The organism is Brasilonema sp. UFV-L1 (assembly GCF_012912105.1).
Taxonomy (GTDB): Bacteria; Cyanobacteriota; Cyanobacteriia; order Cyanobacteriales; family Nostocaceae; genus Brasilonema.
In genome coordinates this window covers 22,588-31,694 of the sequence record NZ_QMEA01000072.1, presented here as the reverse complement: position 1 = coordinate 31,694, position 9,107 = coordinate 22,588, and the positions used below count along the sequence as shown (strand labels likewise).

The window sequence follows — 9,107 nt, the reverse complement described above, 5'->3', positions numbered from 1 at the left end:
TACATTGGAACATCCTTTAAGAATCCCCGTGCATTTATGCCGGGGAGTACGTCAAAGGTGCAAGAAGATTAACGTTGAGGGCGAGGTGCAGTGAAAGCATCCCATGCAGCTTTCGCCGCATCTTGAAGGCGATCGCCTAGTTCAGCGACTTCTTTAAACAGCAAGTGCCAGTTTTTTTCGGCTTCCTCTTGCAGGAGTGTGAAGGTGTTTTCAATGCGCGAACGTTCAATGAGTTTGTCGCCTTCAAGAACTTCTCGTGCTTGACGGACTGCATTCACATATGTCTCACGTGTGAGAGTTCCTGCTGATTCTGCCTCAGCTTGAGCACGTCTTTTGATTGCTTCTATCAGTGCTTTGGTTTCACTTTTGACTTCATCTGTTTCGCCTGCCATCTCAGTTTCTACCATTTCATTTGTCTGAGGGCTGACTTGTACAACGACTAAGTTTTCTTCATTATTTGCATTGTAAGTCATAGTTAAACTCCCTTATTCTTTCTTGTTGATGTTTTCTTTGTTGTGAACAAATGAATGATGACGATCGTTTATCGCCCGAATGAAAACTCAGATGTCCTAGACAGTAGTTCTTGTTCTAACTTGAGCAATGCTTCAATTCGTGCTTCAGTAGAAGGATGACTAGAGAACAAGTTACCTAGAAATTGTCCAGAGAATGCATTTGTAATTAACAGTGGTTCAAAAGCTGGATTTCCTTGTAGGGGTAATTGCCTTGATGTTGCTTCTAAACGTTGCAGCGCACGAGCTAAAGCGCGAGGATTCTGTGTTAATCTCGCAGAACCTGCATCTGCTGAAAATTCTCGCGTGCGTGAGATTCCCAGTTGAATCACTGTCGCCGCAATTGGAGCAAGGAATATTGTTAATAACATGCCTAAAGGATTTGGCCCATTGCGGTCATCCCGTGCATTAGGAGTATACCAAACGCTGTAACTAACGATTTGGGCTAAGAACGATATCGCACCTGCTATTGTTGCAGCAACCGCTTGTGTTAGTGTGTCACGGTTAGCAACGTGTGTTAGTTCGTGGGCGATAACGCCTTCGAGTTCATCTTCCGGTAATATATTTAAAAGACCATTCGTGACTGCAATCGCAGCGTGTTCTGGATCACGTCCTGTGGCGAAAGCGTTAGCAGCTGCGCTTGGGACAATGAAAATTCTTGGCATCGGTAGATTGGCGATCGCGCACAATCTTTGCACCATTTGATACAATCCCGGTGCTTCTTGAGGTGATATTGGTTGGGCGCGGTACGCCGCCAACGCAATCTTATCTGATTGATACCAAGAAAATAAGTTTGTTACTGCTGCTATGATTATTCCTACAATCACACCACTAGTACCGCCAATGATCCAGTAGCTAATGGCAATCAAAATCGCGCTTAATAAACCGAGTAATGCAGCCGTTTTGAATTGATTTCTCATATTTTTACTTTCCTTGTAATGCTGAAGATAATATTTCTTGCTAGCAACAACATTACTCAAGGCACATTTAAATCATATCGATCTAAACACAGATCTATCAGGTAGAAATTGCGCTCCTGTTTAGTACGGTTTTCTCACTGAAGTGTTGAAATCAGTGACCACCTACTACCTTGCTTTCTCATCAAGTGCTTGATAACTGATAGCTAATAGTTGGTTAAAACTACCACCAAAGCAAAACAAAAATTGGTGGAGAGCCACAATACCCTAAAAAGTAACAACTGATAACTACTAATAGCATTTAGTAGTTTATACTTAAAGGTTAGCTAATGATTGTGACGTGATGTTGCTCAAAACTGAGTTCGTATCTTAGTTACATAGTTCAATGATTTAACTGTTCTAGACAATAACTTCAATACAGGGTCAATCAACCTTGGGAATCGAACATATTAGTACATCACCTTATTGGACAAATCTTATGGCGCAAAATGTAAACAAAGTAGGAGTGATGCAAAAGTCTACTAAATTATTGCAAGATTTAGCAACATTTATCATCAGCCCTTGGTTAGATAAAGTATCTGTCAAATCTTTGCAAAAACGAATCGATTATCTAGAACGAAATCTATATGAGGATTTTTCCAACACAGAACAACGTCTGGAGTTGCTTATTCAACAGTTGCAACACCAGTTTAACTTTCTACAAGATAGTACAAAAAATCAGTTAGACAATTTATTAGAGCATGATTTACGTCAGCAAGTGCTGGACGTGGTGAAAGAGCAGACTGATCTGATGATTCAAAACATGAAACCGATTGTGGAAGACTTGATACGCGAACGACAGGAAAATAAACGTTCACAAGAAAATATTAGCCAAGCACACATTCAAGTCAAACAGCACAAACTCCAAGAATTTTTAGCACATATCCAGCCACTATCACCCTCACTCACACCACCTGAAGAACAATCAGCAGCTTGTCTGGAAGCGGGATTCTGGCTACTTGCTCATCGAGAAGAGATAGCACAACAAGTGGCAAATGAGTTATTAAGTGAGCAGCATCCTCAAATAGAAATCTTTCGTTATAACCTTGGTAGATATTTGAAACTGCTTGGAAGCTGTTTGGAAAATAAGATTGAACCTCGTTTACTTTATCAAGGAATAATTACTCATCACCAGCCACCAATTGAGGCATATATGAAGGCTATCAAGTTGATTCAACAAGAGTACGTAAGATATTGGGAAGATTCAGTGCAAGTCTCAACTGAAGCAGCTAAGGAGTTAAAAGTGTACTTCAAGTACCTGATTGATTACTTGGTCAAAATTTCACTATAAATCCACCAAAATTGGTGAATGTATTGCTGAATGATTGCAATAGCCTGCTGGTTGAAAATCAGAGTTATGGCGAATTGTTAACAGCACAGTTTTTGGGAGACAGACAATGCAATACTGAAAGTTATAAACATCTGGTTAGGCATAGCTATAACCAGATTGTGGAAGTGACAACTGGTTATGGCTATGGCAGTCTGGAAACAGTTAACAATCTACATTGGCAAATCGGATCGTTGGTATCATCAACCGTTGTATGCAGCTTTAATTGGACTTGCTCGCAAACGGGGAATCGCAGGTGCAACAGTGACACAGGCGATCGCAGGATTTGGTAAACAAACAACTTGTCAAACCTCTGAATTATGGGAGTTGTCCTCCGATGTACCAATAGTCGTGACAATGATTGATCGTGAAGACGCACTTGAGGAACTTTTACCCCAGGTGAAGGAAATGGTCCGAGATGGATTAGTGACTATGCAAAATGCGGAGGTTGTTCATCATGCCCCTGTCAACGCTTATGACAGACAAGATATGCCCTATGGGCACGCCAGGCGTTAGTGCTATTTTTCCGGTGTAGGATTGAATTATAAATTCAAAATTGTTTTTTGGTCAAAATTATTTTTTGGAACGCGTGAGTTTCACACAAGCCTTTGTACAAGAATGCGCCCACATCGTTTCTTGATGTACAAGAGATGACTTCTTGGCTTTATTTCCAACACCACTTTGATGTCTACTTAGTTGGTGAAAAATTTCCACTACCTCAGAAAGAAGAGGGAGATGAGGCAGATAAGGAAGCATCTGCCTCATCTTCCTCATAAGAGTGTTTATTCTCTACAGCATAGAGAATAATTGAGAAAAGACAAAATGCGAGCTAGTACTTTAACACGAGGTAGACAAAGTAAAAATATGTCTCCCGCATGAGAAAATCAAACTGGCTTTTGAAACTGCGGTAGCGAGTTGTAGGCGTAGGGGATGGATAAGCATCCATTCCCATGTCTTGTGCCATTAACACCGCTCGCTTAAGATGCAAAGGGTCGCTGACAATCAGGAATTTAGACAAATTATATTTAGAAGCCACTTGCTGAGCATTCTGGAGGTTCTGGTGAGTTGTGTGAGATTCTGTTTCGATCAGAATATCAGTTTCTTTGACTCCCCGCGCTATTGCGTAGCGTTTGCCGACAACGGCTTCAGCCATGTTATCGTTGTTGCCAAGACCACCAGTAAAAATGATGGTGCGTACAATTCCTCTTTTATAGAGATGAATGGCGTGGTTGATTCTTTCTCTAAAAACTGGAGATGGTTCATCTCCCCAAACTGCTGCTCCTAATACGACTGCGGCATCAGCTCTCGAAACACCGTTAGCGCTACCGTAAAAGTATATGCTGAATGCTGTGATTGCGAATACCAGCAGCAGTGCAGATACAATCCCAAGTATGACCAAAGCTAGCCATTGTGTTTTAGTTTGGTAACTGGGCATTGTTATTATCTCTCCATTAAAAATTTACAACACTTCATTTATTTTTTTACAACTTTATGAAGCTTCTAACAACGTCCAAAAGTACCCATCTGGTGCAACAAAAGATAAACTCATCTCTCCAAACTCGTTGGGAATGAGATTTGTATACTTTTGCACGGGACTTGCTTTGATGCGATCGCAGTACGTATCTAGTCCTCGTACTCGATAGGTGTAAAGACAAACTCCCAAGCAACCAGGTTGTGCAGCTTCAAATCGGGAATCTAGTTTTATAAAACCAGGAAAGCGAACAATATAAAGTCTTCCAGAACGTGCTGCAAATATATTTGTCGCAGAAGAGCGGGGATCATCAAAAGCAGTCACATAAAACTTTTCCCCTCTTTGCAGGTCAAAAATATCTCGACCAGCTAAAGAAGATTCATAGGTTGTTTCTACATCATCACGCACGCGCAGCAAACCTAAAACTTCATCATAAAACTTTAAAGTTTCTTTGCTATCATCCTGAATAACCATCCCCATATGAGTAAACTGGCTTGTCTTGAGGACAGAATTTTTATTAACGTTTCCATAATGTGGTAGTGTATAACCAAATCTTTGAAAGAAAACCTGTCGCGTTAAAGGTTGCAACAAAAGCATTTCTCGCACTCCGATCACTGGTTCAATAAAAGGACGGCTTTTATTCTCCTTGTCGTAAATCACTTCCCAGTGAGGGTATGTATTTCTCATTTTCCAACCTGCTGCTTTTGCCTCCTCCACATGATTTAAAATGTTTAACACATCATCTGTTAAGGTTGTTGCCCAACGATTTCCCTTCACTTTCATCGACCCCATTCCCAATCCCTCGTTGGTGGGATTTTCCCAAATCATGAGACGAAGCAAACCATGATCTAAATATTGGTGGTAAAGGCGAATCGAACGTAAGGACGAATTGACCCCATATAATTGACACGCAGCTGCTTGTGATAACTCACCTTCTTGACCAATGCGATAGCCAAAGAGTTCCCAGTATTGAATGGCAGGAATTGCTTCTTTAACACCAATACATACTTCGTAAATGCCTTCAATAGAAGTTTGCCCCTGATTCATAAGTTATGATGATATGTATCTAAAGTGCTTTTTTTACATTTTTCAAAGTTCAGTTATCCGTGAATTACCGTAACTGAAATGAGAGATTTTCACAGTTATCAGTCAATACGATTGCTGTTAGTAGTGTTTAGCTCCTCTCAACCTCTTTAAAAAATGGGTTTCATAACTTCCTTTTTCAGGAGCGATAGAGAGGAGCAACTTTTAACAACAACCGTATTGAGTTATCAGTTACCAGTCAATACAGGAAGATATTAGCTTAATATTTGTTAATGAACGATAACCGTTTACTGTTAATTCATAACGGAGGTTATGAACAAAAATTTATATTTTAACTATGTTTTAAGATGCAGTTAACTAGCTAAGTATCTGGACACAAATAAATATCACTGTATAAAGAAAAGTAAAGTCGTTCAAACCCTTTTCGCTTCAGCATCAGATAGGATTCCTAGATGTCAATCAGAAGCGCTGTAAATCTTGTAGAACAGCAGAAGCTGATTGATAGCGATCGCTAAAGTGATAACACACCATCTTGTCCAAAATCTGGGCCAATTCCTTGCTGACTTGCGTCCCTTGACGCCATATAACAGTACCAGTATCAGGATTTGGCTGGAGTTCGTGGGGTGATAATCCAGTTACCGCCTGAATACCAATCATCCCTAAAGCATAAATATCACTACACAAGCGGGGATGACCAGCAAATTGTTCTGGTGGTGCGTAACCGCGTGTCCCAATAGCGACTGTCGCTAATTCAGTTTGCTCATGAGTTGGTGGTTGCATCATTTTTACTGCACCAAAATCAATCAGCACTAACTGATGATCTTGAGCACGCCTAATAATGTTACTTGGTTTAATATCTCGATGAATCACACGATGTTCGTGAATAAATATCAGAACTTGTAAAATTCTTTTGAGCATGTCGATAACAAAAGTTTCACTCTGTACACCCTGCACAGGTGGTAATTCCTCACTAAAAGAATGTCCTTGAATATACTCTTGGACTAAATAAAATTCATGATTGTCCTCAAAATATGCCAGAAGTTGTGGTATTTGAGGATGTTTTCCCAAAGTTTCTAAAATGTCAGCTTCGGCATCAAATAATCTTCTCGCCACTTGCAAAAATTTTGTATCCCGACGGGCAGGCATCAGTTGTTTCACAACACAAATAGGATTGCCTGGACGCTGAGTATCTTCTGCTAAATAAGTGCAACCAAATCCACCCGAACCAAGAACTTTTGTAATTTGATAGCGTCCACTTAAGACAGAATCACCTGTTGTTTTTTGTGGAGTATCAATTTTTGATGAAATGTGAAGATGTTTATCTTTAATTGCTGTACTTTCTTTTAAGAGTGTATTTAACTGTTCTATTGCTTCTTGTTGTTTTTCAACTTGCAGAACAATGATTTTTGTTTCCTGCTGAGTTTGATATGTGACATAACTTATCACACTGATACCACTGAGAATCAGTGCGAGAGCAGGCGGTATTATTGGTACCCATCCTGCTTGCAAAAACAACATAGCACAAATCACGACTAAGCCACTCGTTGTTAGTGCTTCCACAACAACCAACAATAAAGGATGTCGTAGTCGCCAAGCTAAAACAGCGCCTAGCAGTGACCAAACCCATATCCATATACCTTCAGCCCATTTAGGAAAATACCAAATGACAGGTCGTCCATCTAGTGCGGTACTGATGATTTGACTAGCTATCTGTGCATGAATAAAAACAACTGGCATTCTTGCAGGTTGGTTTGGCAAAGCACTGAAGGGCGTGTAGAAGCCAGGATGAAGGCTGGGGGACTTAGTACCAATGATAACCAAATGGTCTTTTATCCAATTGGGATTTATATTACTATTAAGTGCTTGTGTTAAAGTGATTTCTTTGGTTAGTTTATCCGGATGGCGGTAATTCAGCATGACTTGATAGCCACTGTTATCCATATTTTGATAACCACCTGCATTGCTATCAAGAACTTTAAAACTGGCTTTGACCTTTTGTGAATGAGTATCAACCAACTTAAAATAATTTTCATCGCTGAAATCAGGTTCAATACCTTCTTTTTTTAAAAAGCTGATTGCAAGTAAAGCACCAAACGAGATATTCGTTGTACATTTCTTATTTTGTCTGGCATGAGCAAACAATAAACTACGGCGGACAATACCATCTTCATCAGGTATGAAGTCGGTGAATCCAACATTCTCTATAGGAACATTTATTGGTGGTGCTACTTCCGGCAAATCGATGCTGCTGAAAGCACACGTAGTGAATATGTTATCTTGATGTTTGAAGCCAATTCCCAGATTTTCTTGTTCTGGTCTGTATATATTTAAACCTATAATCCGTGGTTGATAAGACTGTAATTTTTCTAACAAATTGTTAATTTTTTTGTCTGACAAAGGCCATCTGTATCGTTGAAGATCATCTTCAGTGACATTCACCAGCAAAATACGGGGATCAAGTGCTTCAGTCGGGCGTAACCCTAGCATTTGGTCATATGCTTTTAATTCCCAAGGCTGCAACCATTTCAGTTCTCGGACTCCTAATACTAGCACAGTCACACTCAAACTAGTCACAAGAACAGTTCGCAACCAGTTCTTGGGAGCATTGTTTCTACCAGAAGAGTCTTTTTGAGGAGCCTCTGTTAAACTGAAATCCTGGGGTTTGCGTTCAACAAGCGTATGACGATATCGATTCGACGCCTGCATAAATGAGGAGGCGCGAAAAGTCAAACGATCCCCATCTTTTGCCCATGAGGCACGCAGTTTTTCTAATAGTGCTGTGATCACGAAATGCTACACTAGCCAGAATGTGGTAGACATCCCAAACCTGAAACTTCAGATCCAGGCTAAAAATCAGGGAGAATCAAGATTATCCCAAGTCATATTCACTCTAGCAATTTAGTTGCTGTTAGGAACGGGCGTACAAGACTAGGGCAAACGCACCTTGTCAATAAGAATGCCATATTCTCAATAAATTTCTAATTTTTTGCATCTTTGCTAGAAAAGACCATGATCAGAACTCAAAAATAATGGCTGCTAAAGACCTATTTCATAATGCCGTCAAGCAAGCACTCCTCAAAGATCGGTGGATAATTACAGCAGATCCGCTAATAATCAAAATTGAGAGGGTGAAATTTGAGATCGATCTAGCGGCAGAGAAAGTCTTGGCAGCCCAAAAGGCAGGACGAAAGATTGCAGTTGAAATCAAAAGCTTTCTAAATCCTTCGGCGATTACCGATTTTCATGGGGCATTAGGACAGTTTTTAAACTATCGCTTAGCATTACAGATGAGCGAACCAGATAGAATTCTGTATTTGGCAGTTCCTCTTGATACATTTGAATCATTTTTTCAAGAACCATTTACTCAGGAAGCAGTCAAAGTATATCAAGTTAAATTAATTATATACGAGCCACTTCAGGAGGTAATTATTAAATGGATAGACTAGAGCGATACCGTCAAATCATCCGCCAACTGTTGACATCTCATGCAAATCTTGAGTCTGGTAATTCAGATTCAGATGTTGAATGCCAGCTTGTCTTTGATACAGAACACGACCACTACCAAGTTTTAGATGTTGGCTGGTCGGGACTCAAACGGATTTATAACTGTTTCATTCATTTAGATATCAAGGATAGTAAAATCTGGATTCAACGCAATATGACAGAAGCGAATCTTGCTCAAGAATTAGTGGAGATGGGCATACCTAAAGAAGACATTATCTTGGGACTGCATCCACCTTACAAGCGCCCGTATACTGGGTATGGAGTTGCTTAATTGTTTCTGGAAGTTTCTTTAAAAT

At 40.0% G+C, this 9,107-nt stretch carries 9 protein-coding genes and 1 pseudogene; 5 read left to right on the top strand and 5 right to left on the bottom strand.

Annotation, left to right across the window (positions count from 1 at the left end):
* Window positions 1-68 precede the first annotated feature (68 nt).
* Complete coding sequence (locus DP117_RS20560; RefSeq protein WP_169220113.1) at window positions 69-473, bottom strand: hypothetical protein; 405 nt, start codon at window positions 471-473, stop codon at window positions 69-71.
* A 68-nt stretch (window positions 474-541) separates the two neighbouring features.
* Complete coding sequence (locus DP117_RS20555; protein ID WP_169220112.1) at window positions 542-1,429, bottom strand: zinc metalloprotease HtpX; 888 nt, start codon at window positions 1,427-1,429, stop codon at window positions 542-544.
* Window positions 1,430-1,904: 475 nt separating this feature from the next.
* Between DP117_RS20555 and DP117_RS20550 the strand changes: the two genes are divergently transcribed.
* From DP117_RS20550 to DP117_RS20540, 3 genes and pseudogenes are all read left to right on the top strand, one after another.
* A complete protein-coding gene (locus tag DP117_RS20550; RefSeq protein ID WP_169220111.1) occupies window positions 1,905-2,756 on the top strand; it encodes a hypothetical protein in 852 nt (283 codons plus the stop codon).
* 177 nt (window positions 2,757-2,933) lie between these two features.
* The gene (locus DP117_RS20545) at window positions 2,934-3,308 is read left to right on the top strand and encodes a DUF190 domain-containing protein (protein ID WP_248277746.1); all 375 of its coding nucleotides are present in this window, start codon (window positions 2,934-2,936) and stop codon (window positions 3,306-3,308) included.
* Window positions 3,309-3,397: 89 nt separating this feature from the next.
* Window positions 3,398-3,568 (top strand): annotated as a pseudogene (locus DP117_RS20540) (DUF1838 family protein); the annotation flags it as partial.
* Between the two features lie 53 nt (window positions 3,569-3,621).
* Here the strand turns inward: DP117_RS20540 and DP117_RS20535 are convergent.
* The 3 genes from DP117_RS20535 to DP117_RS20525 form a co-directional block, all read right to left on the bottom strand.
* Window positions 3,622-4,227 (bottom strand): YdcF family protein, encoded by a 606-nt coding sequence (locus DP117_RS20535; RefSeq protein WP_169220109.1) that lies wholly within the window; start codon window positions 4,225-4,227, stop codon window positions 3,622-3,624.
* A gap of 54 nt (window positions 4,228-4,281) precedes the next feature.
* A complete protein-coding gene (locus tag DP117_RS20530; protein WP_169220108.1) occupies window positions 4,282-5,310 on the bottom strand; it encodes a VOC family protein in 1,029 nt (342 codons plus the stop codon).
* Window positions 5,311-5,766: 456 nt separating this feature from the next.
* Entirely contained in the window at window positions 5,767-8,094 is a 2,328-nt protein-coding gene (locus DP117_RS20525) for a CHASE2 domain-containing serine/threonine-protein kinase (RefSeq protein WP_339381344.1), read from the bottom strand.
* Between the two features lie 242 nt (window positions 8,095-8,336).
* Between DP117_RS20525 and DP117_RS20520 the strand changes: the two genes are divergently transcribed.
* Window positions 8,337-8,753, top strand: coding sequence for a XisH family protein (locus tag DP117_RS20520; protein WP_169220107.1), 417 nt, complete (start codon window positions 8,337-8,339; stop codon window positions 8,751-8,753).
* Window positions 8,741-9,082 (top strand): XisI protein, encoded by a 342-nt coding sequence (locus tag DP117_RS20515; protein WP_169220106.1) that lies wholly within the window; start codon window positions 8,741-8,743, stop codon window positions 9,080-9,082. Before DP117_RS20520 ends, DP117_RS20515 begins: the two co-directional genes overlap by 13 nt.
* Window positions 9,083-9,107 lie beyond the last annotated feature (25 nt).